This window comes from Streptomyces sp. NPDC051173 (assembly GCF_040689515.1).
In the GTDB taxonomy this organism is placed as follows: domain Bacteria; phylum Actinomycetota; class Actinomycetes; order Streptomycetales; family Streptomycetaceae; genus Streptomyces.
Genome location: NZ_JBFBBD010000002.1, coordinates 225,142 through 249,928, shown reverse-complemented (window position 1 = coordinate 249,928; position 24,787 = coordinate 225,142). Strand labels below are relative to the sequence as shown.

22 protein-coding genes are annotated in these 24,787 nt (G+C 73.1%); 7 read left to right on the top strand and 15 right to left on the bottom strand.

Features of this window, described 5'->3' with window-relative positions; translation table 11 throughout:
- Positions 1-134: 134 nt before the first annotated feature.
- Genes AB0435_RS02585 through AB0435_RS02575 form a run of 3 tightly spaced genes read right to left on the bottom strand, consistent with a single transcriptional unit; the run spans position 135 to position 3,205 of the window.
- Complete coding sequence (locus AB0435_RS02585; protein WP_366426014.1) at positions 135-1,148, bottom strand: acyl-CoA dehydrogenase family protein; 1,014 nt, start codon at positions 1,146-1,148, stop codon at positions 135-137.
- Positions 1,149-1,181: 33 nt separating this feature from the next.
- Complete coding sequence (locus tag AB0435_RS02580; RefSeq protein ID WP_366426013.1) at positions 1,182-2,351, bottom strand: acyl-CoA dehydrogenase family protein; 1,170 nt, start codon at positions 2,349-2,351, stop codon at positions 1,182-1,184.
- Positions 2,351-3,205 (bottom strand): enoyl-CoA hydratase, encoded by an 855-nt coding sequence (locus AB0435_RS02575; protein WP_366426012.1) that lies wholly within the window; start codon positions 3,203-3,205, stop codon positions 2,351-2,353. Before AB0435_RS02575 ends, AB0435_RS02580 begins: the two co-directional genes overlap by 1 nt.
- Positions 3,206-3,243: 38 nt before the next feature.
- Between AB0435_RS02575 and AB0435_RS02570 the strand changes: the two genes are divergently transcribed.
- Genes AB0435_RS02570 through AB0435_RS02560 form a run of 3 tightly spaced genes read left to right on the top strand, consistent with a single transcriptional unit; the run spans position 3,244 to position 5,881 of the window.
- A complete protein-coding gene (locus AB0435_RS02570) occupies positions 3,244-4,074 on the top strand; it encodes an SDR family oxidoreductase (RefSeq protein ID WP_366426011.1) in 831 nt (276 codons plus the stop codon).
- Between the two features lie 14 nt (positions 4,075-4,088).
- The gene (locus tag AB0435_RS02565; protein WP_366426010.1) at positions 4,089-4,703 is read left to right on the top strand and encodes a TetR/AcrR family transcriptional regulator; all 615 of its coding nucleotides are present in this window, start codon (positions 4,089-4,091) and stop codon (positions 4,701-4,703) included.
- Positions 4,704-4,723: 20 nt separating this feature from the next.
- Positions 4,724-5,881, top strand: coding sequence for an acetyl-CoA C-acetyltransferase (locus AB0435_RS02560; protein ID WP_366426009.1), 1,158 nt, complete (start codon positions 4,724-4,726; stop codon positions 5,879-5,881).
- Between the two features lie 193 nt (positions 5,882-6,074).
- On the opposite strand, the gene AB0435_RS02555 is transcribed toward AB0435_RS02560, so the two are convergent.
- Positions 6,075-6,293, bottom strand: coding sequence for a hypothetical protein (locus AB0435_RS02555; RefSeq protein ID WP_366002230.1), 219 nt, complete (start codon positions 6,291-6,293; stop codon positions 6,075-6,077).
- Between the two features lie 106 nt (positions 6,294-6,399).
- Here AB0435_RS02555 and AB0435_RS02550 point away from each other — a divergent pair, with 106 nt between their 5' ends.
- Together AB0435_RS02550 and AB0435_RS02545 are read left to right on the top strand one after the other, a co-directional pair.
- The gene (locus tag AB0435_RS02550; RefSeq protein ID WP_366426008.1) at positions 6,400-7,236 is read left to right on the top strand and encodes a helix-turn-helix transcriptional regulator; all 837 of its coding nucleotides are present in this window, start codon (positions 6,400-6,402) and stop codon (positions 7,234-7,236) included.
- Positions 7,233-7,448 (top strand): DUF397 domain-containing protein, encoded by a 216-nt coding sequence (locus AB0435_RS02545; protein WP_366002232.1) that lies wholly within the window; start codon positions 7,233-7,235, stop codon positions 7,446-7,448. Before AB0435_RS02550 ends, AB0435_RS02545 begins: the two co-directional genes overlap by 4 nt.
- Before the next feature lie 66 nt (positions 7,449-7,514).
- Here AB0435_RS02545 and AB0435_RS02540 read toward each other — a convergent pair whose 3' ends face one another.
- Genes AB0435_RS02540 through AB0435_RS02525 form a run of 4 tightly spaced genes read right to left on the bottom strand, consistent with a single transcriptional unit; the run spans position 7,515 to position 10,937 of the window.
- Entirely contained in the window at positions 7,515-8,564 is a 1,050-nt protein-coding gene (locus AB0435_RS02540) for a nitronate monooxygenase (protein WP_366426007.1), read from the bottom strand.
- The gene (locus AB0435_RS02535; protein WP_366426006.1) at positions 8,561-9,313 is read right to left on the bottom strand and encodes a CoA-transferase; all 753 of its coding nucleotides are present in this window, start codon (positions 9,311-9,313) and stop codon (positions 8,561-8,563) included. The genes AB0435_RS02540 and AB0435_RS02535 overlap by 4 nt, the downstream gene beginning before the upstream one ends.
- Positions 9,310-10,176, bottom strand: coding sequence for a CoA-transferase (locus AB0435_RS02530; protein WP_366426005.1), 867 nt, complete (start codon positions 10,174-10,176; stop codon positions 9,310-9,312). Before AB0435_RS02530 ends, AB0435_RS02535 begins: the two co-directional genes overlap by 4 nt.
- A complete protein-coding gene (locus AB0435_RS02525) occupies positions 10,173-10,937 on the bottom strand; it encodes an enoyl-CoA hydratase family protein (protein ID WP_366002236.1) in 765 nt (254 codons plus the stop codon). Before AB0435_RS02525 ends, AB0435_RS02530 begins: the two co-directional genes overlap by 4 nt.
- Positions 10,938-11,016: 79 nt before the next feature.
- Between AB0435_RS02525 and AB0435_RS02520 the strand changes: the two genes are divergently transcribed.
- Both AB0435_RS02520 and AB0435_RS02515 read left to right on the top strand, forming a co-directional pair.
- Positions 11,017-11,802 (top strand): SDR family oxidoreductase, encoded by a 786-nt coding sequence (locus tag AB0435_RS02520; protein WP_366426004.1) that lies wholly within the window; start codon positions 11,017-11,019, stop codon positions 11,800-11,802.
- A gap of 1 nt (position 11,803) precedes the next feature.
- Positions 11,804-12,724, top strand: coding sequence for an SDR family oxidoreductase (locus AB0435_RS02515; protein ID WP_366426003.1), 921 nt, complete (start codon positions 11,804-11,806; stop codon positions 12,722-12,724).
- Between the two features lie 31 nt (positions 12,725-12,755).
- Here AB0435_RS02515 and AB0435_RS02510 read toward each other — a convergent pair whose 3' ends face one another.
- The 7 genes from AB0435_RS02510 to AB0435_RS02480 form a co-directional block, all read right to left on the bottom strand.
- The gene (locus AB0435_RS02510) at positions 12,756-13,622 is read right to left on the bottom strand and encodes an ABC transporter permease (protein WP_366002239.1); all 867 of its coding nucleotides are present in this window, start codon (positions 13,620-13,622) and stop codon (positions 12,756-12,758) included.
- Complete coding sequence (locus AB0435_RS02505; protein ID WP_366426002.1) at positions 13,619-16,369, bottom strand: alpha/beta fold hydrolase; 2,751 nt, start codon at positions 16,367-16,369, stop codon at positions 13,619-13,621. The genes AB0435_RS02510 and AB0435_RS02505 overlap by 4 nt, the downstream gene beginning before the upstream one ends.
- 170 nt (positions 16,370-16,539) lie before the next feature.
- Positions 16,540-19,551 carry a glycoside hydrolase family 38 C-terminal domain-containing protein gene (locus AB0435_RS02500; protein ID WP_366426001.1) on the bottom strand — a complete coding sequence of 1,004 codons (3,012 nt, stop codon included), beginning with the start codon at positions 19,549-19,551 and terminating at the stop codon, positions 16,540-16,542.
- A 26-nt stretch (positions 19,552-19,577) separates the two neighbouring features.
- Positions 19,578-21,599, bottom strand: coding sequence for an endo-beta-N-acetylglucosaminidase (locus AB0435_RS02495; protein WP_366426000.1), 2,022 nt, complete (start codon positions 21,597-21,599; stop codon positions 19,578-19,580).
- A 195-nt stretch (positions 21,600-21,794) separates the two neighbouring features.
- Positions 21,795-23,033, bottom strand: a complete 1,239-nt coding sequence (locus AB0435_RS02490; RefSeq protein WP_366425999.1) for a glycosyl hydrolase — start codon at positions 23,031-23,033, stop codon at positions 21,795-21,797.
- A gap of 28 nt (positions 23,034-23,061) precedes the next feature.
- On the bottom strand, positions 23,062-23,847 hold the full coding sequence (locus AB0435_RS02485; RefSeq protein WP_366002380.1) for a carbohydrate ABC transporter permease: 786 nt from the start codon (positions 23,845-23,847) through the stop codon (positions 23,062-23,064).
- A gap of 41 nt (positions 23,848-23,888) precedes the next feature.
- Entirely contained in the window at positions 23,889-24,782 is an 894-nt protein-coding gene (locus AB0435_RS02480) for a sugar ABC transporter permease (protein WP_366425998.1), read from the bottom strand.
- Positions 24,783-24,787: the final 5 nt, after the last annotated feature.

Below are 24,787 nucleotides of genomic sequence, written 5' to 3'. Positions count from 1 at the left end.
GGTCAATGCCTGGTGGGGGTATCGGCGGCTTGACGGTGCCATGCGGATCAGCCACGCGAGCGCGCCGCAGGTCAGGATGAGCCCGGCGTGGCAGGGCACCTCGCCCGGCCGCCGAGTGGACGTCAGGAAGCGTTTTACTCGAAAAACAGCTGCATCGCGCGCGCCCTGCACTCCGCCGGCGTGCCCCAGGCGGATCGCAGGGCGCGGGCCTTGCCGAGCCACAGCGACAGGTCGTACTCCGCGGTGTAGCCGAGCGCCCCGTGCAGCTGGAGCGCGGTGCGGGCCGCTGCGTACGCCACGTCGCAGGCGGTGGCCTTCGCGGCGGCGACCTCGGCCGTAGCGCTCCGCGCGCCCTTCGCGAGCGCGACCGCCGCGCCGGAGATCAGCGGCCTGGCGAACTCCAGGCCCACCAGCGTGTCCGCCAGCCGGTGCTTGACCGCCTGGAACGCGCCGACCGGCGAGCCGAACTGGGTGCGCTGCCGTACGTACGCCACCGTGCGCTCCAGCAACGCGCACCCCACGCCCAGCGCCTGCGCGGCGACCGCGAACGCCGCGAGGTCCGCCGCGTGCGCCGCCGCCTCCCGCACGGCCGGGCCCGCGGCCAGCACCTCGCCGCCGCCGTCCGGGCGGGCGAGGCGCCGCGCGGGATCGAGCGACAGCCGTACGGGGCCGTGGGCGGTGACCAGCCGCAGGGTGTCCGTGCCCGGTGCCACCGCGAGCACCGCGTCGCACGCGTCCGCGTCCAGCGCGTACGGACCGCCACCGGGCAGCGTCAGGGTGAGCCTCGCCGAGCCGGCGCCGACGCGGGGGAGCCAGGCCGCGGCGGGGGCGGTCTCGCCGTGCTCGGCCAGCCGGGAGAGGAGCGCGGCCGCCGCGACCGTCTCGACGTAGGGTCCGGGCACCGCGTGGCGCCCCAACTCGGTGAAGGCGACGGAGAGTTCCACGGGCGACGTGCCCGAACCGCCGTGCGTCTCCGGCGTGGCCAGCCCGAGGACGCCCATGGCCGCCACCCGCTCCCACAGCGCCAGCCCGGGCCCGTGCTCGCCGCGGGCCCACGCGCGGACGGCCGACGGTGTGTCGGCCTCCTTGAGCATGCGCGCCAGGGCGCGCTGGAAGTCGAGTTGCGCGGTGTCGAGCGAAAGCCTCACGTCATGTCCTCTCGCCGGAGGAGGCGGCGGGGGTCACGCCCGCCGGCGCCCGCGGGGCAGGCCCAGCAGGCGCTCGGCCACCACATCCCGCTGGATCTCGTTCGTCCCCGCGTAGATCGGCCCCGCCAGCGCGAAGACATAGCCCTCCGCCCACGGGCCCGCCGCCGAATTGCCCGCTGCCAACTCGCCCTGCGGGCCCAGCAGATCGAGCGCCGTCTCGTGCAGCGCGAGGTCCAGTTCGGACCAGAAGATCTTGTTGAGGCTGCTCTCGGCCCCGAGCGAGCCCCCGGCGGACAGCCGCTCCGCGTGGGCGTACGTGAACAACTGGTACGCCCGCGCCCTGATGGCCGCCTCGGCCACCCGTTCCCGGAGCGCCGTGTCGCCCGGATCCGCCCTCTCGCGCCACAGGGTCACCAGCCGGCGCGCGGTGGCGAGGAAGCGGCCGGGGCTGCGCAGGGTCAGCCCGCGTTCGTTGCCCGCGGTGCTCATGGCGACGCCCCAGCCCTGCCCCGGCTCGCCGATCACGTCCGCGTCCGGCACCAACACGTCGTCGAGGGAGATCTCCGCGAAGGCCGGCCTGCCGTCGAGGCGGCCGATCGGACGCACCGTCACCCCGGCCGCGTCGAGCGGGAACATCACGTACGTCAGCCCGTGGTGCGGTGGCCGGTCCGGGTCGGCGTGGCTGCGGAACAGCCCGAAGGCCCGGTCGGCGAAGGCCGCGCGCGACGACCAGGTCTTCCGGCCGCGCAGCACCCAGCCGCCCCGCTCGCGCACCGCGACCGACCGCAGGGCCGCGAGGTCGGAGCCCGCCTCGGGCTCCGACCACGCCTGCGCCCAGACCGTCTCGCCGCTCGCCATCGCCGGCAGCAGGCGGGCGCGCTGCTCCTCGGTGCCATGGGCGAAGAGGGTGGGGGCGAGCAGGCCGATGCCGTTCTGGGTGACCCGGCCGGGGGCGCCCGCCGCGTGGTACTCCTCCTCGAAGAGCAGCCACTCCAGCAGCGAGCGGTCCCGGCCGCCGTACGCCGCGGGCCAGGAGACCACCGACCAGCGGTCGGCCGCCAACTCCCGCTCCCACTCCCGGTGTTCGGAGAACCCTTCCCGGGTCTCCAGCGAGCGCAGGGGAGTGCCCGGCACGTGCGCGGCGAGCCACGCGCGGGCCTCGGCGCGGAACTCCTCCTCCTGTGCCGTCAGGTCCAGGTCCATCAGGCGCCGCGCCCCTTCGCCTTCATCGCGTCGATGTCCATGCCGCCGAGCGGATCGTCGCCGGTTTCGGCGTTGTGGGCGTGCGCGAGGTGGTGGAGGGCGAAGGCCGCGTCGAGACCGCTGTGCAGCCCCTGGAGATCCTCGGCCTGGTTCACGGCCCGCTTCGCGAGGGCGAGACCCATGCGCGGCATCGCGGCCATCCGGGTCGCCAACGCCTGTGATCTCACGTCGAGTTCCTCGCGCGGCACCACGTGGTTGACCATGCCGATCTCGTACGCGCGCCGGGCGTTCATCCGGTCGCCCGTATAGAGGAACTCCTTGGCGACGCGCGGCGGCATCACCCATGGATGGGCGAAGTACTCGACACCGGGGATGCCCATCCGGACGACCGGGTCGGCGAAGAAGGCGTCCTCGCTCGCCACGATCAGGTCGCAGACCCACGCCAGCATCAACCCGCCCGCCACACAGGCGCCCTGGACCGACGCGATCAGCGGCTTGGGCAGTTCGCGCCACCGCCGGCACATGCCGAGATAGACCTCGGCCTCGCGGGCGAAGCGGTTGTCCGCGCCCGCCTTGCCGCAGTGGTCCCACCACAGGCCCGCCCGGCGCGCGTGCGGGAGATGGGCGTCGCGCTCCGGGGTGCCGATGTCATGGCCCGCGGAGAAGTGCTCACCGGCCCCGGCGAGGATCACGACCTTGACCCCGTCGTCCCCCGCGGCCCGCTGGAAGGCGTCGTCGAGGGCGTAGGTCATCGCCGAATTCTGCGCGTTGCGGTACCGCGGCCGGTTCATCGTGACCGTCGCGACCGGGCCCTTCCGCTCGTAACGCACTGTCGGGTCAGTGGACATGCCCATCCTTCCCTAACAAGTGTTTGGTAGGTTAACGTACGGCCATGAGCAGCGTCGAGGAGTCCCGCACGGAGTCCCGCACCGCCTCCCGGCCCGCACCGCCGCCCTATCTCCCCGGCCACGGACTGCTGTCGGGCCGCACCGCCGTCATCACCGCCGCCGCGGGCACCGGCATCGGCGGCGCCACCGCGCGGCGGTTCCTCGAAGAGGGCGCACGCGTCGTGCTCGGCGACGCCCACGCCCGCCGGCTCCGGGCGACCGTCGCGGCGCTGTGCGACGGCTTCGGCGCCCGGCAGGTCGCCGGACTGCCCTGCGACGTCACCGACGAGGCCCAGGTCACCGCCCTGTTCGAGCTCGCCGAGGAACGCCACGGCGCGCTCGATATCGTCGTCAACAACGCGGGCCTCGGCGGCACCGCCGATCTGGTGGACATGACCGACGAGCAGTGGGACAAGGTCGTCGACACCTCCCTGAACGGCACCTTCCGCTGCACCCGCGCCGCCCTGCGCCGCATGCGCGCCACGGGCGCCGGGGGCGTCGTCGTCAACAACGCCTCCGTCGTCGGCTGGCGCGCCCAGCGCGGACAGGCCCACTACGCCGCCGCCAAGGCGGGCGTCATGGCCCTCACCCGCTGCGCCGCCGTCGAGGCCGCGGCCTACGGCGTACGCGTCAACGCCGTCGCACCCAGCCTCGCCATGCACCCCCACCTCGCCAAGGTCACCACCCCCGAACTGCTCGCCGAGCTCACCGCGCGCGAGCCCTTCGGCCGCCCCGCGGAACCCTGGGAGGTGGCCAACGTCATCGTCTTCCTCGCCAGCGGCTACTCCTCGTACATGACGGGGGAGACGGTCTCCGTCAGCGGCCAGCACGCGTGACCGAGAATGACCCCGTGCCGAACAGCAAGCAGACCACCGCGAACCCCGCCGCCCCCGAGCGGCGCCGCGAACTCCTCGCCACCGCCGCCGAGGTGTTCGCCGCCCACGGCTACAACGCCACCACCGTCCGCCGGATCGCCGACGAAGCAGGGCTGCTCGCGGGCAGCCTCTACTACCACTTCGACTCCAAGGAGTCGATGCTCGACGAGATCCTCTCCACCTTCCTGGCCGAGCTCTGGGCGGGCTACGACGCCGTGCTCGCCGCCGGCCTCGGCCCCCGCGAGACGCTGGAGGCCCTCGTCACCGAGTCCTTCCGCGAGATCGACCGGCACCGCCCCGCCGTCGCCATCTACCAGAAGGAGTCCCGCCACCTCGCCGCCCGGCCCCGCTTCGCCTATCTCGCCGACTCGCAGCGCAGGTTCGAGAAGGCGTGGCTCGGCACCCTGCGGCGCGGTGTCGCCGAGGGGATGTTCCGCGCCGACCTTGACACCCGGCTCACGTACCGCTTCGTACGCGACACCGTGTGGGTCGCCGCGTCCTGGTACCGGCCGGGCGGACAGCACACGCCCGAGGAGATCGCCCACCAGTACCTGTCGATGGTCCTGGACGGCATCGCCGTACCGGACTGACGGACCCTCAAGGAGCGGCCATGGCCGAGGCATACATCGTCGATGCGGTGCGCACCCCTGTCGGCCGGCGGGGCGGCGGGCTCTCCGCCGCCCACCCCGCCGACCTCGGAGCCCATGTGCTGCGCGCCCTGATGGGCCGGACGGGCGTGGATCCGGCCGCCGTCGACGACGTCGTCCTCGGCTGCCTCGACGCGGTCGGGCCGCAGGCCGGTGACATCGCCCGCACGAGCTGGCTGGCCGCCGGCCTGCCCGAGGAGGTCCCGGGCGTCACCGTCGACCGGCAGTGCGGCTCCGGGCAGCAGGCCGTCCACTTCGCCGCCCAGGCCGTGCTCTCCGGCACCCAGGACCTCGTCGTCGCGGGCGGCGTGCAGAACATGTCGCAGATCCCCATCGCCTACGCCTCCCGCCGGGCCGCCGAACCGCTGGGGCTCGCCGACGGCCCGTACGCCGGGTCCGACGGCTGGCGGGCCCGCTACGGCGACCGGCCCGTCAGCCAGTTCCACGGCGCCGAGATGATCGCCGAACAGTGGGGCATCAGCCGCGCGGCCATGGAGGAGTACGCGCTGCGCTCGCACCGGCGGGCCGTGCGCGCCGCCGACGAGGGGCGCTTCGACCGCGAACTCGTCCCCTGGGGAGGCGTCGACGCCGACGAGGGCCCGCGCCGCGACACTTCGGCGGCGAAGATGGCCGCGCTCCCGCCCGTCCTCACCGGGGGCACGCTCACCGCCGCCCTCTCCTCCCAGATCTCGGACGGGGCGGCCGCCGTCCTGATCGCGAACGACCGCGCCCTGCGCGACCACGGGCTCACCCCCCGGGCACGCGTCCACCACCTGTCCGTACGGGCCGAGGACCCCATCCGCATGCTGTCCGCACCCATCCCCGCGACGGCCCGCGCCCTGAAGCGGGCCGGTCTGGCGATGGATGCCATGGACCTGGTCGAGATCAACGAGGCGTTCGCCTCCGTGGTCCTGGCATGGCTCCAGGAGACGGGGGCGGATCCTGACCGGGTCAATGTCAACGGAGGCGCGATCGCTCTGGGGCATCCGTTGGGGGCGACGGGGGCTCGGCTGCTGACGACGTTGCTGTGCGAGCTGGAACGGCGGGGTGGGCGATACGGGTTGCTGACGATGTGTGAGGGCGGGGGACAGGCGAATGTGACGATCGTGGAGCGGCTGTAGGGGAGGAGCGGAGCCTTGTAGGAGCCTTCGGGCTGTCCTCCGTGCAGCCGGAAGAGCGGTGGTGCACCCGCCCCGGCGGAACGGACCTCAACCGTGCACCGGGGCGGGCGGTGGTGCCTGCCCCTCCGTGATCGGCATGCACCTCTCGGGGGAGTAAGGCGCATCAACGGAGGGACAGGCGGTCTGGCGGGCCTCAGATGCTCCGAGGTCCGAGTCCGAGAGTGGCGCGCTCTTCGGTGGTGGCCAGTCGGACGGCGCGCTTGTCGGCGGTCCACTCGGGCGGCGGGGCGCCCTTCGCCCCCTTGAGGGTGTACCTCTCGCCGTCGAAGGCGACGCTGACGCCGATGCGGTTGGTGGACGTGTCCACCACGAGTGCGCCGGATCGGTAACCAGTCCAGGGGTCGGCGGACACGATCACTCCTCTCCGTAGTTCTTTCACTACCGGGGAGGTTCAGCGTGGCCCACGCCTGGGCACCCTTCAAGCTGTAGAAGAGGAATGAAGGGATGGTCAAAGTCACTTGAACCGCAAGGAGTTGAACCCGGACGCCTCGCCACAGGCGGCCTACGGTGCACGTCTACGCAGCTTGCGTGAGGCGCGCGGCTGGACTCAAGACGACCTTGCCGCACGCATGGAATACTCCAGTGTGCATATCTCGGCAGTTGAAACTGGCCGGAAGCCTCCAACTCTTCGCTTCTCGCGTAGCGCGGACAAGGTGTTCGGCATCGACGGCACCGCAGACTCGTTCGATCGCGAGTGCCGCGCGATCAAGACCGGTTCGCTGCTGGAGGGATTCCCGGAGTACGTCACGCACGAGGGTCGGGCTGTAGAGCTCCGGCTTTACGAGATCGGGATCATTCCCGGCCTGTTGCAGACTCCCGAATACGCACGGGTTCTGGCTGACAGCGCTGTACGCCGAGGAGCCATCACACCCGAACAGGCCGACGAACGCGTTTCGTTTCTGGCGAATCGCCAGGCAGCGCTGATGCGGCCCCATCCACCCATGGTGTTCGTGACTATGGACGAAAGCTGCATCTGTCGTACTGTCGGCGGTCCCATCGTCATGGACAACCAGTTGGCGCGCTTGGTCGAGTTCGCTGAATTGCCCAACACGCTGCTACAGGTGGCGCCGTACGCGATAGGCGAGCGTCGAACGTTTGACCTGCCCGTCAACCTCTTGACCTTGCCGGACCGGTCCCTGATCTGCTACGCCGAGTCTCAGGCGCAAGGCAATCTCGACCGCGAGAGTACATCCGTAGTGCCCATGTTGACCGCCTACCATCAGCTACAGGCCGAAGCGCTGTCGCAGGCGGCATCTGTGGCCATGATCGAGCAGGTACGAAAGGGCACACCGTGACGACCACGACCGACTCCTTCCGCTGGTTCAAGTCTTCCTACAGCAACAACGGCGGCAACTGTATAGAGGTCGCCGCCGACCTCGTCGTCACGAGCGGTACTGTCCCCGTCCGTGACAGCAAGGACCCCAACGGGCCAGTGCTCACCTTCCCCTCCGGCGCCTGGTCCTCGTTCGTGACCGGCGTCAAGGACGCGTCGGAGCCGGGTCTGTAGCCCCTGGCCGGCCCCGGCCTGGCGCGAGCGGGCCGGGGCTCGCCTGCGGATGGAGGCCAGTCGGTTTCACCGTCCCGACCCCAAAGACGCCAGCACCTCCGACGCCTCCGACACCACCCGCTCCACCAACTCCCCGCACGACGGGAGGTCGTCGATCACTCCCGCCACCTGCCCCGAAGCCATCACCCCCGCATCCGTGCGGCCGTCCACCATCGCCGCCCTCAACAACATCGGCGTGCTCGCGGCCAGCAGCACCTGACTCCACGTCAACTCCGCGTCGCGCCGCATCGCCACCCCTTCCCGAAGTATCCGCACCGGACCCAGCCCCGACACCTCGCGGAACGCGAAAGCGTGCCGCGCGGCCCGTACGAGCCCGGCGGTGCGCCCCGACCGTTCCAGTGCCGTGACGAAGGGCGTGCGCAGCATCCGGTGGGGGAGGCCGTCGACCTTCGTGGTCACCGTGACGTCCGTGACGGACGCGGCGAGGTACGCGGCCTTCACCGCCGCCGGGACGGGGCTGTCGGAGGTGAGCAGGAAGCGCGTGCCCATGGCGATCCCGGCCGCGCCGAAGGCCAGCGCGGCCGCCAGTCCGCGCCCGTCGTGGAAGCCGCCCGCCGCGATCACCGGGATGCCGACCGCGTCCACGACCTGGGGCAGCAGTACCGTCGTCGCGACCCGGCCCGTATGGCCGCCGCCCTCGGCGCCCTGCACCACGACCGCGTCCGCGCCCCACGCCGCGACCTTCTCGGCGTGCCGTCGCGCGCCCACCGAGGGGATGACGACGACACCGGCGTCCTTGAGGCGGGCGATCAGCTCCCGCGAGGGGGCGAGGGCGAAGGAGGCGACGCGTACCCCCTCCTCGATGATCAGGGACACGCGCTCGGCCGCGTCCCCGGCGTCCGCGCGGAGGTTGACGCCGAAGGGGCGGTCCGTGCGCGAGTGCACCTCCCGGACCGCGTCGCGGAGCTGATCGAGCGTCATGGTCGCGGAGGCGAGGATGCCCAGCGCCCCCGCGTCCGCCGAGGCCGACACCAGCCGGGGCCCCGCCACCCAGCCCATGCCGGTCTGGACGACCGGGTGCCGGACGCCCGTCAGCTCGGTGAGCGCGGTCCTCACGTCCGCACCTCGCCAGCCCGCAGGGTGTGCGGGTCGAGGACGTCGCGGATCAGGCGCAGTTCCCCGGCGGTCGGGGCGCGGGTGCGCGGCGCGTGGTCCGGCACGTCGAGCCGGAAGCCCGTCGCCGCCCGCAGCTCCTCGGCGGTGACGCCGGGGTGCAGGGAGTTCACCCGCATCGTGCGGTCCGGCGTCTCGAAGTCGAGTACGGCCAGGTCGGTGACGACGCGGGGGATGCGGTGGAAGCGTGTGGCGGACGGGCCGGCGGCGGCCGCCCGGTCGTAGCCGACACCGCAGACCATGTCGACCTTCTCGACCAGCACCCGGGGGGAGTGCCGCGGGATCCAGTAACTGGTCGGATGGTTCAAGGAGTTGGCCGGAGCGCCGCGCACGCCGAGGAGCTGCCGGGCGGGCCGCGCCCAGTCGCCGACGCACGAGATGTTCTGGTTGCCGTACCGGTCGAGCTGGCTCGCGCCCATCATCACATGCCGTCTGCCGCCCGTGACCAGCGCGAGGTGGCGGCGGAAGGGCAGCCACCCCTCGACGGCCGTGGCGGGCTCGCCCAGCGCCGGCACGTCGGCGATCAGCATCGCCTCGCCGTCCGTCAGCAGCAGATCCGGCGAGAACGTCAGCCGCGCCAGCCGCGCGCCGATCGTCGGCACCACCCCCATCGGGCTCGCCAAAATCTCGCCGTCGCCGCGCCACGCCTCCGCGCACGCCACGACGCACACCTCGGCCCTGGTCGCCGTCACGCCGCCGCCCCCTTGAAGTCCGCGACGGCCGCGCGGTAGGCGTCCTCGTCGCCCGAGAGGAAGCGGGCCGTGAACTCCCGCCATCGCACCGGGTCGGCGGCCGCCTCGGCGTACGCGGCCTGGAACGTCTCGTCCCGTTCGTAGTCGGGCACGCAGGACGTGAAGTGGGCGCCGCCCGGTGCCTCGACGACGCCGTTGACGCACGTCCGCTGCACCAGCAGCGTCTGCGGCCCGCCCCCGGCGGCGAACTCCGCGCTGTCGACGACGCGTTCGCAGGAGACGTACGCCTCCCGCGCGGCCTCGCAGAAGAGGTCGTCGAAGTACGGATCGGGGCCGAGGTACTGGGCGTTGCCGCGGGCGTCGGCCCGGTTGAGGTGCACCAGCGCGGCGTCCAGCGTCAGCGCGGGCACCGCGACGTACTCCTCGCCGTCCTCGTACGGTGAAGTGACGGTGCGCAGGCGCGGGTTGACCGTCATCACGTCGGAGCCGAGGCCGGCCCGTACGGGCAGGAACGACAGCCGGTGCGCGGCCGCCGTCAGCCCCCACATGAACATCGCCTCGTCCAGCTCCGTCAGCTCGATCTCCCCGCGCTGCCGGGCGGTCCGGAAGTGCGGTTCGAGGGGGATGGAGTCCAGCGTGGCGAAGGGGGCGACGAGCCTGCGGATCCGCCCGGCCGCCGCCAGCAGGCCCACGTCCGGGCCGCCGCAGGACACGACGGTGAGGTCGCCGACGCCCGACCGCAGCAGGGCCCGCACCAGCGCCATCGGCTTGCGCCGCGAGCCCCAGCCGCCGATGCCGACCGTCATCCCGCTCTCCAGGCGGGCGACGGCCTCGTCCGCGGTCATCCTCTTGTCGGTGGTCATGGCTTCCGCTCCTTCCCCGCCCCGCCCTGGACGAAGGCGTCCCGTCGCCGGTCCGCGACCCCGCTCAGGCCGGCCTCGAAGGTGAAGCTCTGTTCGTAGCGGTAGCTGCGGTGGACGTCGACCGGGTCGATGCCGTTGATGGCGGCCTTGGCCATGCGCAGCAGCGTGCCGTCCTTGGCGGCGATCTCCCGCGCCAACTCCAGGGCCGCGTCGGACAGTTGCCCGCGTGTCACGACCCGCCACACGGCGCCGTGCCGGTGCAGCTCCTCGGCGGTGACCGTGCGCGAGGTGTAGTAAAGCGTGCGCATCAGGTGCTGCGGCACCAGCCGCGAGAGGTGGGTGGCCGCGCCCAGCGCGCCCCGGTCCAGCTCGGGCAGGCCGAAGGTCGCGTCGTCGGAGGCGACGACGGCGTCGGCGTTGCCGACGAGTCCGATGCCGCCGCCGAGGCAGAAGCCCTGCACGGCGGCCACGACCGGGACCTCGCAGTCGTAGACGGCCGAAAAGGCCGCCGCGCAGCCGTGGTTGGCGCCGATCAGGGCCTGCCGGCCGGGGGAGCGCTGGATCTCCTTGAGGTCGACGCCGGCGTTGAAGCCGCGCCCCGCGGCGCCGAGTACCACACAGCGGACCGCGGGATCGCTGCCCGCCGCGCGGACGGCTGCGGCGAGGTCGTACCAGCCGCGCACGGGCAGGGCGTTGACCGGAGGGAAGTCCACGGTGACGACTGCCACGGCGGATTCGGGGCGGGAGGTGGAGACACCCATCGGAGGATCAGCTACCTTTCCACCAAACGTTTGTTAGGTGTGAAGGTAGCAGCGGACAGGCCGACGCGGGAGGTGCGAAGTGGGCGGAGCCGAGGGGGAGTCGGGCCGGGTCGTCGTCGTCACCGGCGGGACGCGCGGCGTCGGCACGGGCATCGCGCGGGCGTTCCTGGACACCGGGGCGCGGGTGGTCGTCTGCGCACGCAGGCCGCCGGAGCGGCCGGTCGCCACCGAGCGCGGCAGCGCCCGCTTCCTGCCCGTCGACCTCCGGGACGCGGACGGCGTACGGGCCTTCTTCGCCCGGGTCGACGAGGCGTACGGGCGGCTGGACGTACTGGTCAACAACGCCGGGGGGACGCCCTTCCAGCCCCTCGGCGAAGGAGCGGACGAACGCCACGCCCGCGTCCTCGGCCTCAACCTCCTCGCGCCGCTGACCGCGTCGCTCGCCGCGTACCGCGTCATGCGCCGGCAGCCGGAGGGCGGGTGTGTCCTCATGACCGGCAGCGTGAGCGGCACCCGCCCCTCGCCCGGCACCGCCGCCTACGGTGCGGCCAAGGCGGGGCTGGAGCACCTCGCCCGCTCCATGGCCGTCGAATGGGCGCCCGCGATCCGGGTCAACACCCTCGTCCTCGGCATGGTCCGCACCGCCTCGGCGCACCTCCACTACGGCGACGAGGACGGCGTCGCCGCCGTCGCCCGGACGGTGCCCGCCGGGCGGCTCGCCGAGCCCGGCGAGATCGGCGCCGCGGCCGTCTTCCTCGCCTCCGCGGACGCCGCCTACATCACGGGCGCGAGCCTGCTCGTCCACGGTGGCGGGGAACGCCCCGCCTTCCTCGACGCCGCGACCGTCCACCACGAGGAGCGCTGACATGCCCGTCGGACCCACCGGAATCTGCGCGGGACGCGTCGCCGTCGTCACCGGCGCCGGCCGCGGCCTCGGCCGCGCGCACGCGCTCGCCCTCGCCGCCGAGGGGGCCAAGGTCGTCGTCAACGACCTGGGGGTGGAGCTCGACGGGCACGGCGGCTCGGCGGACCCGGCCCGGCGCGTCGCCGAGGAGATCACCGCGCGCGGCGGCGAAGCGGTCGCGCACCACGGCGACATCGCCACCGACGGGGGCGCCGCGTCCCTCGTCGCGACCGCCCTGGACACCTACGGGCGGCTCGACGCGCTCGTCAACAACGCCGGGTTCCTGCGCGACCGGATGCTCGTCAACCTCGGCGAGGACGACTGGGACGCGGTCGTGCGCGTCCACCTCAAGGGTCACTTCCTGCCGCTCCGGCACGCCGTCGCGCACTGGCGCGCCGAGGCCAAGGCCGGCCGTCGGCCCGCGGCGCGCGTCGTCAACACGGCCTCGGGGGCGGGACTGCTGGGCAGCGTGGGACAGGCCAACTACGCGGCGGCCAAGGCCGGGATCGTCGCCCTCACCCTCGTCGCCGCCGCCGAACTCGCCCGCTACGGCGTCCAGGTCAACGCCATCGCCCCCGCCGCCCGCACCCGCATGACCGAACGCGCCTTCGCCGCCACGATGGCCGCGCCCCCGGCCGGCTTCGACGCGATGGCCCCGGCCAACGTCTCCCCGCTGGTGGTCTGGCTGGCCTCCGCCGGCTCCGCGGACGTCAGCGGCCACGTCTTCGAGGCCGACGGCGGCCGCATCACGGTGCTGGAAGGCTGGCACCCGGGCCCGACGGCCGACAAGGGCTCCCGCTGGTCTCCGGCGGAGGCGGGAGAAGCGGTCCGAGACCTGCTGAAGGCGGTGCGCCCGCCGGGGGCCGTGTACGGGGCGGGCTGAGCGCGCTCTCCCGCCCCGTGCCGGGGCCCGACTACGACACCACGTCCTTCCCCCGGAAGTGCCGGAACGCGAAAGCGAGGAGCACCAGCGCGTACGACACCGACACCGCCGTGCCCTTGACCATGCCCGACCACTCCAGGTGCGGCTGGAGCGCGTCCGCCCAGGCGAACTGCCAGTGCGCCGGGAGGAAGTCGCGCCAGTGCCCGAGTGCCGTCACCGCGTCCAGGACGTTGCCCACGATGGTCAGGCCCACCGCGCCGCCCACCGCGCCCAGGGGCGCGTCCGTGACGGTCGACAGCCAGAACGCGAGTCCGGCCGTCACCAACTGCCCGACGAAGATGTACGCGACGACGATCGCGAGCCGCTCGACCGCCGTGCCACCGGGCAGCGAGCCACCGGTGGGGATCTGGAGCGGCCCCCAGCCGTACGCCGCCGTGCCCGCGGCCAGGGCCACCACCGGCAGCAGCACCATCGCGGCAGCGCTGAAGCCCAGCGCCACGGCCAGCTTGCTCAGCAGCAGCCGCGCCCGCGGCACCGGTGCCGCCAGCAGATAGCGCAGGGACGACCAGCTCGCCTCGGACGCCACCGCGTCACCGCAGAACAGCGCCACCGGCACCACCAGCAGGAAGCCAGCCGAGACGAACAGGCACGTCGCCGCGAAGTTGACGCCGGAGGAGGTCGCGGTGTCGATCAGCGTCACCCTGCCGTCCCGCCCGCTCGGCTGCCCGCCGATCGCGAAGGCCGCGATCAGGACGAACGGCAGCACGGCCAGGACCGCCCCGACCACGAGCGTGCGCCGTCGCCGCAACTGCCGCATCGCCTCGACCCGCAGCGGCAGCGTGTGCCGCGCGCGATAACCCGGCGCGGCCTCCGGGGCGATGTCCGTCGCCGTGCTCATGCGGAGCCTCCGATCAGGGTCAGGAACGCGTCCTCCAGACGGCGGTGCGGACCCACACGCTCCACCGGGACCTCCAGCCGGACCAGCTCCGCCAGCAGCGCCGCCGCGCTCATCCCGTCGAGCTCCACCAGCAGCCCCTCGTCCGTCCGCACCGCGGACGCCACGCCCGGCAGCGCCGCCACCTTCTCGGCGACGGCCTCCGCCGGCCCGCCCTCGACGCCGACCAGCAGCGTGTCGCCCGAGCCGACGATGTCCGCGACGGGACCGGCCGTGACCAGCCGCCCGCGGTCCATCACCACCAGGTGCGTACAGCTCTGCTCGACCTCGGCGAGGAGGTGGCTGGAGACGATGACCGTGCGCCCGGCCGCCGCGTAGCGGATCATCACCTCGCGCATCTCCCGGATCTGCGGCGGGTCGAGACCGTTGGTCGGCTCGTCCAGGATCAGCAGGTCCGGCAGTCCGAGCATGGCCTGCGCGATCGCGAGCCGCTGCCGCATGCCCTGGGAGTACGTCCGCACGGCGCGCTCCAGCGCGGAACCCAGCCCGGCGATCTCCAGGGCCTCGTCGACGTGGGCGTCCTCGGCCGGGCGGCCGGTGGCCTGCCAGTACAGATCGAGGTTGGCACGGCCGGACAGGTGCGGCAGGAAACCGGCGCCCTCCACGAACGCGCCGACCCGGGACAGCACCGGCGCGCCCGGCCGGATCGCGTGCCCGAAGACCCGCACCTCGCCACCGTCGGGCCGGATGAGGCCCATGAGCATCCGCAGGGTCGTGGTCTTGCCCGCGCCGTTCGGGCCGAGCAGACCGAGCACCTGCCCCCGCTCCACCCGGAAGGACAGGTCACGGACGGCATACCGGTCGGCGGACTTGGCGTAGCGCTTGCTCAAGTCCGTGATCTGCAACGGCACCTCGGCGAGCGCCGGATCGGGCGCGGGCACGGCCGCGCGCCGCCGCCCGGTCAGCAGCACGGCCGCCGCGACGGCGGCGCCGGCCACCGGCAGCCCCCACGTCCACCACGGCAGCGCGGCCGAGGCCGTCCGCACCTCCGGTGCCGTCGGCACGCTCAGCCCGCCGCCCTCCAGGGCGACGGTGTACGTCGCGGGCCGGGCCGGCGAGGCGTAGGCCAGGTCCGTGGCGGCGAGCACGAGCCGCATCCGGTGCCCGGCCTCGAAGGTGTGGTCGATGGCGGGAAGCCGCAGCTCGACCGTCCGGCCGTCCTTGGCGCCGGTCACCCGCGCGGGCGCGACGAGCTGCGCGGGCAGCACCTGCTGCCCGTTGGGCCCCACGTCGTAGACCTTGGCGAAGAGGACCGCCTCCCCGGAGTCCGAGGTGACCTTCGCCCTGACCGTCGGCGACCCGGTGACCCGCACCCCCTCCGTCAGCCGCGCGGATTCGAAACGGGCGTACTGACCGGGGAAGTCCAGCGAAAGACCCACGCCCAGCCCCGACAGCTGCGACACCGCGCCGATCCCCGGCACTGCGGAGATCGCCGGAGGCGCGGCACCCGCGGGATTGCCGAACGACTGCGGACGGCCGGTCAGCGGGACCGCGCGAGCGTCGTTGCGCAGCCCCGGATAGCGGTCCGCGCTCGCGCCGCGCACCTGTGCCTTGCCGTCGGTGGTGTCGATGCCACCGGTCCTGCTGACACGGAACGCCGGTCCGGTGCCGGCGCTCTTGTCGTCCTTGAGGTAGCGGTCGAACCACGCGCGCGTGCGCTGCTCGACGCGACCGCTCTCGGTCATGCCGCCGTCGTGCCCGCCCGCGATCCAGTCGACGGAGACGGGCGCGCCGTTGTGGGCGATGGCCCTGGCCGCGGCGTCGGACTGGTCGAGAGGGAACAGGGAGTCCGCCTGCCCCTGGAGGAGCAGCGTGGGCACCTTGATGCGGTCGGCGACGGCGGACGGGCTGCGGTGCTCCAGCAGTTCGCGCGCCTGCGCGTCCGGCTTCCCGGCGACGGCCACCCTCTCGTACATCTCGCACAGCGCCGGCTCGAAGCCGCCGCAGCCGCCCCGCGCCGCGGAGGGCGGGGCCTGGGCTCCCGCGCCCGGTCCGGCCGTGACCGGGCCGCCGGTGGAGCCGGTGGTGAAGAAGACGCCGGCCCAGAGCTTCTTGAAGACCCCGGGGTCCCGGCTCGCGTCCCCGGGCTCCTTGACGACGCCGTTCGGGAAGAGCGAGTCGGCGAGGTTCCAGTAGGTGATCTGCGGGGCGATCGCGTCGACGCGCTTGTCGTACCCGGCCGCGAGGAGGGAGACCGCGCCGCCGTAGGAACCGCCCGCGATCCCGACCCGCGGGTCGCCCGCCTTGTCGAGCTTCACCTCGGGCCGCCCGGCCAGCCAGTCGATGAGCCGGCTCACGTCGGCGACCTCGTGGTCCGGGTCGTTCAGCCCGATCCGGCCGGTGGACTTCCCGAAACCCCGCGCGGACCACGTCAGCACCGCGTATCCGTCACGCGCCAGGTCCTCGGCCTGGCCGCGCAGGTCCTCCTTGCTGCCGCCGAAACCGTGCGCGAGCAGCACGGCGGGCCTGCGCCCGGTGTCACCGGCCGTGAAGTACGACATGTCGATCCGGACCTTGTCACCGCTGCCCGGCGACTCGGGCACGCTCAGGAACCGGTCCTCGCGGTGCACGGCAGGTCCGCCGCCACCGGCCGAAGCCGCCGTCCAGGTGCCGGCCCCGGCCAGTACGGCACCGGCGGCCACGGCGGCGAACAGCCGCCGACGCCGTGGCCGAGGGAATCGCAGTTTCATGCAGTGATGCTATGCGCAGGCACTGACACAAGGGTCGGCCGGTTCGCCGCCTGCGGCGGGAGCGCCGGGCTGAATTCAGCCCGTCCGGCGTTTGAGGACAAGCGGCGCAGCCGCTTCGGAGGTCCGGGGGTCTCCCCCGGTTTCGGGAAGGGGCGGGGCTGGGGAAGGAATCATGCCCGCGTCAGCCGCAGCGTGACGATCTCGAAGGGGCGGAAGGACAAGCGGAGGTCATGCGCATCGGCCGCTGCAACAGGCCGCTCCAACAGATCGCACACCGACGCCGACCCCACCGCAAACCCCGCCGTCAGGCGGACCCGCGCCCGCCCGCCGCCCGCCTCGTACAGCCGCACCACCACATCACCGCTGCCGTCGTCCGCGAGCTTGACGGCCGACACGACGACGGCGTCGTCCGAGACCGACACCAGCGGTTCCACCGCGCGGGCCCCGGACACCCGCCGCTCCGGCAGGTTGATCCGGTGTCCCTCCCGCACCGCGTCCCCCAAGGACGCGTTCGGCACCAGCGCGTAGCGGAAGCGGTGGACGCCCTGGTCCGTTCGCGGGTCGGGGAAGCGGGGGGCCCGCAGCAGGGAGAGGCGCAGGGTGGTCGTGGTGCCCGTGCCGCCGTCGCGTACGGCACGCGTCACGTCGTAGCCGTACGTGGAGTCGTTGACGACCGCCACGCCCCAGCCGGGCTCCTCCAGGTGGACGAAGCGGTGCGCGCACGCCTCGAACTTGGCCGCGTCCCAGCTGGTGTTGGTGTGCGTGGGGCGGTAGAGGTGACCGAACTGGGTCTCCGCCGCCGTACGGTCGGTGTGCACGTCCAGCGGGAACGCCGCCTTGAGGAACTTCTCCGTCTCGTGCCAGTCGACCTCCGTCGTGATCTCCAGCCGCCGCTCACCCTCCGGCAGGCCGATGAACTGCTCCACCCGCGAAGCCCCGAAGGCCCGCGTCACCCGTACCGCGCCGGCGTCCGTGAGCTCCAGCGATTCGACGTCGGTGAGGTCCGTGACGGTGTTGCGGTAGAAGTGGTCGACATCCCAGGCGTCCCACATGTTCGGGAAGTCCGGGTGCAGTTGGAGGAGGTTCGCCGCCGCGCCCGGCGCGACCGTCTCGCGGTCCGCCGCCAGGTCGTGCACGGAGACCACCAGCCCCCGCCCGTCGACCACCACCCGCAGCAGCCCGTTGTCGAGCACGAACCCGCCGCCCTCGCGGGGCTCCGCGCGCACCGGCTCGCCGGCCGCCGGGCCCTCCACGGCCGCGCCGAGCGCCGGCACGCCCCCGCGCCCGTGCGGCGCCGCGTTGAAGACCACGCTGCCGCCCGCCGAGGTGCCCCCGGCCAGCGCCGCCAGCGCGTCCGCGATGATCGCTTCCAGTTCCGCCGCGACCGCCGCGTAGGTCGCCGCCGCCTCCCGGTGCACCCAGGCGATCGACGTACCGGGCAGGATGTCGTGGAACTGGTGCAGCAGCACCGTCTTCCACAGCCGGTCCAGCGCCTCGTACGGATACGGGAAACCGGTACGCACGGCCGCCGTCGCCGCCCACAGCTCCGCCTCCCGCAGCAGGTGCTCCGAGCGGCGGTTGCCCTGCTTGGTCCGCGCCTGGCTGGTGAGCGTCGCCCGGTGCAGCTCCAGATACAGCTCGCCCACCCACACGGGCGCGTGGGCGTACTCCGCGTGCGCCTTCTCGAAGAACGCCGACGGCTTCTCGAAGGTGACCCGGGCCGACCCCTCCAGATCCGCGAGCCGCTTCGCGCGGGCGAGCATCTCGCGCGTCGTCCCGCCGCCGCCGTCACCCCAGCCGGTCGGCGCGAGGGAACGCGTCGCGCCGCCCTTCTCCTGGAAGTTGCGGACGGCGTGCGCGACCTCCTTGCCCGACAGCTGCGCGTTGTAGGTGTCGATGGGCGGGAAGTGCGTGAAGACGCGCGTCCCGTCCAGCCCCTCCCACCAGAAGGTGTGGTGCGGGAACTTGTTGGTCCGGCTCCACGAGATCTTCTGCGTCAGGAACCACTTCGCCCCCGCCAGTCTCACCAACTGGGGCAGCGCCGCCGAATAGCCGAACGTGTCCGGCAGCCACACCTCCTCCGTCTCGATCCCGAACTCCTCCAGGAAGAACCGCTTCCCGTGCACGAACTGCCGTGCCAGCGCCTCCGACCCCGGCATGTTGGTGTCGGACTCCACCCACATGCCGCCCACGGGCACGAAACGGCCCTCCGCGACCGCCTTCTTCACCCGCGCGTAGACCTCCGGCCGGTGCTCCTTGATCCAGGCGAACTGCTGCGCCTGCGACATGGCGTAGACGAAGTCCGGCTCGTCCTCCAGCAGCGCCGTCATGTTCGACGTCGTCCGCGCGACCTTGCGCACCGTCTCGCGCAGCGGCCACAGCCACGCCGAGTCGATGTGCGCGTGCCCGACCGCGCTGATCCGGTGGGCCGAGGCGTGGGCGGGCGCGGACAGCACGCCGGTGAGCCGCTCACGCGCGCGTGCCGCAGTGCCGCCCACGTCCTGGAGGTCGACCGCGTCCAGCGCCCGCTCCACGGCGCGCAGGATCTCCCAGCGGCGCGGGGAGTCCACCGACAGCTCGGCCATCAGCTCACCCAGCACCTCCAGGTCCTGGACCAGCTCCCACACCGTCCGGTCGAAGACGGCGAGGTCCATCCGCCCCAGCCGGTAGCGCGGCGCGTCGTCCGCCGTCTCCCTGTCGCCCAGTTCGGTCGGCAGGAAGGGGTGGTAGTCCAGGATCACCGGGTTCGACGACGCCTCGATGTGCAGCGTCACCTCCTCGCCACCGGCGACCTTCTCGCCGACGCGCACCCACTGGTTGCGGGGATTGAGCCCCTTCACCGGCGAGCCGTCCGGGCGGTGGACGAGCCCTTCGCACTGGAAGCCCGGCATGTTCTCGTCGAAGCCCAGGTCGAGCAGCGCCTCGACGGTCCGGCCCGCCCACTCCGGCGGCACCGTTCCCGTGACGGTGAACCAGCTCGTCCCCCAGGGAGGACCCCACTGCGCGCCGGTCCGGATCGGCACCCGCTCGGCTGCCAGCCCCTCCGCCACGGGGACGGGCTCGCCCGGGGCGTTCCACACCGAGACGGCCAGCGGCACCGACTCGGGGTAGACGGCGGGCCGGATGCGCTCGTCCAGCACCCGCTTCAGTCGGGCTTCGGTGATGGTGCGGTCGTTGTGCATGGAGTCGGTGTCCTCACGCAGTAGGTCTACCAGCGGAAAGTGACGGACGCGGGTGCCGAGGTGGCGTACAGCTCGTCCACGGCGCGCACTTCGACGCGCGTGGCCGCCTCCTCGGCGGTGCGGCGCAGCCCCGCGACGTAGTAGGCATGCCCACAGGTGCCGCCGAGGAAGCGACGGCCACCGCCGGGGAGCACCTGATGGAGCTCGTAATGGCGCACGGGTGCCCGGCTCGCCCCCCAGGCCAGCCGGAGCTCCGCCGCGCCGTCGCCGGTCCGGCGGGAGGCGGTCACCCGGACGCGGCCGGGCCGGGCGGGCGCGGGTGGTGCCGCGTCGTGGACCGCGAGGCCCCCGAGCCGCCAGCGGACCGTGCCGCCGTCCGGCGCGGTGAGACGTACGCCCAGGGCGTGGACGGTGCCGTGCGGCAGTGCGCCGAGGCGCAGCCGTACGGTCGTCCAGCCGCGGCCCCCTCCCGGCAGTGTGCCCGCGGGCAGGTGGTGGAATGATCCCGGGCGCGGTGACACGGCCAGCTCCACGCGTACCGCGGCCGACCCGGCGTCGGTGCGGTGGGCCAGTTCCACGACGGTGGCGCGGGACAGCGGCAGCCGTGCCGCGTACAGCTCGACCGTCGCCGGCGCGGTCGGCGCGCCCTCCACGAGGAGGCTGCTGCCGCCGCGCCAGGCGTCGTCGAAGTCGAAGCCGACGGTGGGCCGGGTGCCCTCCGTGCGGACGACCCAGCGGCGGCCGGGCAGCCGGTCCTGGAGCCCGAGGTGGTTCCAGGCGGCGTCGGAGAGGCGCTCGCCCCTCTCCCACCAGCCGGTCCCGTGGCCGGTGTTGAAGCTCGTCGCGAACGGCAGCGCGGTCAGCGTGGAGCGGTCCGCGACGGACGCGGCGGGCGCCCGCCAGGGCCCGGCCGGCGGCGCCGTGGGGTCGAGGCCCTCGCCGGACCAGAAGCGGTCGTCCCGCGCGTGGAAGGCCGCTGGGGAGCGCCCGCCCGCCGGCAGGCTCGTCCAGGTCCACTCGGGCCGGTAGAAGCCGTACGAGACGGTGTGCGGGCCGCTCGCCGGGACGACCGCGTCCCAGTCGACCGGGGTGTCCCAGCCGCGCGCCTCGACGTCGACACCCGCCCACAGCGCGTACGGGCTCCGCCCCAGCCGCCCCGCGCGCTCGGCCGACACCGCGAGCCCGGCACGGCTCCAGCCGAAGTTGAGGAACATCGAGCCGGCCGCCCGGAAGAACGGGGCGTTGCGGTCGTCGAGTTCGTTCTGCCAGGCGATGTCGCCGGAGACGGCCATCGCGTCGTACCACGTGACCCGCAGCCCTGTGCCGCGCTCCCGCAGGTACACCACGAAGTCCCGCACGGCCGCGCCCAGCCGGGCGTCCCCGCCGCCGGTCTCGGCGTTGAGGAACCAGCCGTCGAAGCCGTACGCCCGCGCCACCTGGATCAGCTTGTCGGCCAGCGGGAAGCGGCCGCCCGACCCGCGCCGCACCAGGTCCTCCGTCCAGCGCAGCTGCCCGCCGTACGCGACCGGAGGCAGGAACACCGTGCCCAGGACAGGCACGCCGTTGCGGTGCGCGGCGTCCACGACCGGCGCGTTCGGGGCGAGGATCAGCCCCTCGTCCGAGGAGCCGCCCCAGAAGACCAGCTCGTCGAGGTACGCCCAGTGGGTGAGCGCGTAGTGGTCGGCGGTGTCCGAGCCCTGGGACGGGTTGCCGGACGTGTGCGCGAAGGCGGCGAGCGCGGAGACGCGTGCCTGTCCGGCACGCGCGGTGGTGTTGACGGGCGGGGGAGTGAAGCGCGGGGCGAGCGGCACGGTCGCCTTGTTGAAGGGCAGGTCGGCGTCGTCCTGCGGCCGCCACTTGGCGAGGCTGCGCCAGTGGACGCCGTCACCGGGACTGCCGGACGGCAGGCTGTCGGGGAACCAGTAGGAGGCGTAGGGCTGGAGGCCGCCCTTCCCTTCGGCTGAGCCCGGGCCGGCGGACAGGGCGAGCGCCGTGACCGCCCCTGCGCCGATGACGACGACCTCGCGGCGGGTGGGTCTTGGGTGCATGTCGTTCCTCCAGGGAACCGGGTTGCCGCCTGGGGCGGGGGATCCTTCCGCAGACTGCGGTCCGGAGAACTCGGCCTGTCCGGCGGCTGAGGACACACGGCGGAGCCGTGTCGGGGGCGAGGGCCTTCCCCTCGCGCGGCGGAGCCGCACATCGATACGGCCGGGAAGGGGCGGGTCCGGGGAAAGGACCACCGGCTACGGGACTTGGTCCACGGTCAGCACCTCCGTGATGCCCCGCCCAGCCAAGTGGTCAGCATCCCCGGTCAATTGGGAGAGCACCACCGCGGGCCGCCCGCCGCCGGAGGTGAGTCGCATCCACGCCTCGAAGTAGTCCCCGCCCGGCGCGCACACCGCCCGCAGCGGCGCCCCCGCGACATCTCCCGCCTCCACGGCCAGCGCGGTCGACCGCGGCGGCGCGGTGGGACCGGCGGCACGGTACTCCCGGGCGAGCCGCGCGACCGTCTCGCCGGCCGGCTTCACCCGCCGGTCGTTGGTGAGCAGCCCCAGCCCGTACTCCAGCTCGGGGAAGTCGGCGAGCGCGCGGTCGACGTCGTGGGAGCACCACCAGGTGATGCCCCACAGGCCCGGGCAGTCCAGCGCGTTGGTGACGGTCGCCTCGGTGAACGCGGCCGCCTGCTCGGGAGCGATGTGCGGGGCGGGCGCCCCGACCTCCTGGAGCCACACCGGCCGGGCCGGGTCCTCGGCCCATGCCTTGGACAGCTCGATGAGATACGCGGCGTGGTGTTCGGTGGCCGTGCCGCGCGGGCCGTGCCGTTGCGCGGTGCCGTTGAAGACCCAGGAGTGCACGGCGGTCATGGCGCCCAGGCGGGCCGAGTGGGCGGGGGTGAAGGGGTGCGCGCCGTCGTACCAGGCGACGTCGTAGGAGGCGTGCAGATGGGTCCGGCCGGGCGCGGCCTTCTCGCAGGCGGCGAGCATCCGGCGCAGCCAGCGTTCCGCCTCACCGGGCCCGATCCGGTCGGGGTCGGGGTGCGGGTCGCCGGAGAACTGGTTGGTCTCGTTGCCGACCGTCATGCCCAGGAAGTGCGGCCGGTCGGCGAGCGCGCCGGCGAGGGCGGCCAGATACTCCTCCTGCGCGGTGACGACCTGGGGGTCGGTGAAGAGGTTGCGGCGGTGCCAGGTCGTGGTCCAGGAGGGGACGAAGTCGAAGCTGGAGAGGTGGCCCTGGAGGCCGTCGACGGCGACGTCGAGCCCGCGCTCGCCAGCCGCGTCCACGAGGCTCACCAGTTGTTCGACGGCGCGCGGGCGGATCAGCGCGCGGTTGGGCTGGAAGACGGGCCACAGGGGGAAGACGCGGATGTGGTCCAGGCCGAGGGCGGCGACGGAGTCGAGGTCGGCGCGGATGTCGTCCAGGTCGAAGTCGAGCCAGTGGTGGAACCAGCCGCGGGTGGGGGTGTAGTTCACACCGAAGCGCATGGGGTGTCCCTTCGGGCGGGGAGCGGGGTCAGCCCTTGACGGCACCTTCGCCGACGCCGCGGAAGAAGTACCGCTGGAGGCAGGCGAAGAGCGCGATGAGCGGGGCGACGGCGATGATGGTGCCCGCGGCGACCAGCCGGGGGTTCTGCTGGAACGTTCCGTGCAGGTAGTTCAGGCCGACCGTCAGCGTGAAGTGGTCCGAGTCGGAGAGCACGATCAGCGGCCAGAGGAAGTCGTCCCACGCGCCCATGAAGGAGAAGATCGCGACGACGGCCAGGGTGCCGCGCACGGACGGCAGGGCGATCCGGCGGAACCGCTGCCAGACGTTCGCCCCGTCGATGACGGCCGCCTCCTCGATCTCGTACGGGAGGTTCGCGAACGCGTTGCGCATCAGCAGCACGTTGAGCGCGCCGACCGCGCCGGGCAGGACGACGGCGGTGAGGGTGTTGTTGAGGTGCAGGTCGCGCATCATGGTGAACTGCGCGATGACGATGGACTCCAGAGGCACGAGCAGCGCCACCACGAACGCGAGCCCGGCGAGCCGCCGGCCGCGGAAGCGCAGCCGGGCCAGGGCGTATCCGGCCAGTGAAGCACCCACAAGGTTGGTGACCACATTGGCGAGAGCGACCTTGAGGGAGTTCAACGCATAGTCCCAGACCGGAATGATGTCGGCGACACCTGCATAATTTCCGGTGGTCGGATGCTCGGGCAGGAAGCCGGGCGGGTAGGTGTAGATGTCCTCGGAGGCGCCCTTGAACGAGGTGGACAGCTGCCAGAGGAACGGCCCGACGGTGATGCCCAGCACGACGAGCATCAGCAGATAGCGCAGCGCCTTCTCCCAGCCGGAGGTCCGCGTCACGAGGCGTTCTCCTTCCGGTCGGCGCGGAGCGCCAGCAGCATCAGCAGCAGCGCGATCACGAAGACGACGAGGGACAGGGCCGAGGCATAGCCCACCCGCCCGTTGAGCCCGGTGCCGGTCCGCTGGACGAGCATCACCAGCGTGGTGTCCTGCCCGGCCGGTCCGCCGGTCGGTCCCGCCAGCAGATAGACCTCGGAGAAGACCTTGAAGGCGGCCACCGACGACAGCGCGCCGATCAGCACCATCGTGGAGCGCAGGGCCGGGACGGTCACACTGAAGAAGCGCCGCAGGGCACCGGCCCCGTCGACCGCGGCGGCCTCGTGGAGCTCGCGCGGGACGTTCCCGAGCGCCGCGAGATAAATGATCATGTAGTAGCCGAGACCCTTCCACACCGTCAGCGCCATGGCGCTGAACAGCAGCAGCCACTCGTCACCGAGGAAGGCCACCGGGCCGGCCCCGAAGAAGCGCAGGATGCCGTTGACGAGCCCGCGGTCGTCCAGCATCCAGGCCCAGATCAGCGACACCACGACGACGGAGGCCACGACCGGGGTGTAGAAGGCGGAGCGGAAGAAGGTCACGCCCGGGAGCCGCTTCTGGACCAGCAGCGCAAGCAGGAGCGGCAGCAGCACGGTGAAGGGCACGACCAGCAGGACGTACAGCCCGCTGTTGCGCAGGGCCACCCAGAACTGGTCGTCGCCCAGCATGTCCTGGAAGTTGCGCAGCCCCACCCAGCTGCCGGGGGTCAGCGTGCGCGCGTCGGTGAACGCCTTCTGGACGGTGGTGAGGAAGGGGTAGAGGTTGAAGGCGGCGATCACCCCGAGGCCGGGCAGCAGGAAGAGCCAGGGGCTGGCCGCCCGGTGGGTGCGCACGCGTGCGGAGGGCTGCTTCACGGCCG